The sequence below is a fragment of the Bacillus sp. GMs2/2 genome, from assembly GCF_050172095.1.
Taxonomy (GTDB): Bacteria; Bacillota; Bacilli; order Bacillales; family Bacillaceae_G; genus Bacillus_A; species Bacillus_A cereus.
In genome coordinates, this window is record NZ_JBNLYE010000712.1 from 1 (window position 1) to 1212 (window position 1212).

The following is a 1212-nucleotide window of genomic DNA, read 5'->3' on the forward strand; positions in this document are numbered from 1 at the left end:
CATACCTTGCATCATTAATATGCCAAATTCTTTCTTACGAGTTTTTAAAAATGAACTAACTGAATATAGAATAAAGAAAAATGAAAATACAAAAATCAAACCTTGCGAAATTGTAAATCCCATCGTACCATATGCACTCATTGTTGCACTTGTTGATTTTAATTCCCCTTGTAAATCAGGATGAAATAATAAAAGAGCATACGTAAAGAAAACCATAATAGAAAATGTACTACTAAAAAAATGGGCAGCATATGTACGCTTATTACGAAAAATATTATTAAATGCGAACTGACGAAAAGTCATGCCTTTTCCCTCCTAACAAAGAAAGAACATCCATAATCTTTTGATAAAAGGCTTGTCTGCTTTCACCACAATAAATTTCGTTATATAGTTGACCATCTTTAATAAATACTACTCTACTGCAAAAACTCGCAGCATACGGATCATGTGTAACTAACATCATCGTTGCTTTTTCTTCTTTATTAAGAGTATCAAGCATCTCCATTACATCATTTGAAGATTTAGAGTCCAAGTTCCCTGTTGGTTCATCTGCAAGTAATAATTGCGGCTTATGAACGATCGCACGAGCGATTGCTGTTCTTTGAGCTTGTCCCCCTGATATTTCAAACGTTCTTTTATTCAATATATCTGTAATATTTAACTTCTCTGCAATCTCTTCCAATCGCTTGTTCATTTCTTGCACGGAAACACCATCTAAAGTCATCGGCAATACGATGTTTTCTTTTACAGTAAGTGTGCTAAGAAGATTAAATGATTGAAAAACAAATCCTAATTGTTTTCTGCGGAATAACGCTAATTCTTCTGATGATAATTGAAAAGGATTTGTGCCATTAATAAATATTTCTCCCGATGATGGAGAATCAATAGTAGATACCATATTCAATAACGTTGTTTTTCCGCTACCTGATGGACCCATAATTCCTACAAATTCACCTTCTTGAATTGATAAATCAATATCTACTAATGCTTTATAAGGTACTTTCCCTTTATATACTTTACTAATACTTTTTGCATGTAAAATTTCCATGTATATTCTCCCTTCATTTCCACTGCTCACTATAAAGTGTAAATGAATTGTCTTACAGCTCATATTGATTCATCTTTCATTTACCTTACACGCTTGTAAGATTTCTGAAAAAACTGACAACATAATTATTTCAAACTAAAATTAACGCATAACTATCTTATAAT

General features: G+C 31.8%; 1 protein-coding gene and 1 pseudogene. Both read right to left on the reverse strand.

The window, feature by feature from the left end; translation table 11 throughout:
* A pseudogene (locus ACQGS6_RS28910) lies at positions 1-303 on the reverse strand (ABC transporter permease); the annotation flags it as partial.
* On the reverse strand, positions 278-1048 hold the full coding sequence (locus ACQGS6_RS28915) for an ABC transporter ATP-binding protein (RefSeq protein ID WP_000404277.1): 771 nt from the start codon (positions 1046-1048) through the stop codon (positions 278-280). The pseudogene ACQGS6_RS28910 and the gene ACQGS6_RS28915, both read right to left, overlap by 26 nt.
* Between the last annotated feature and the right edge of the window lie 164 nt (positions 1049-1212).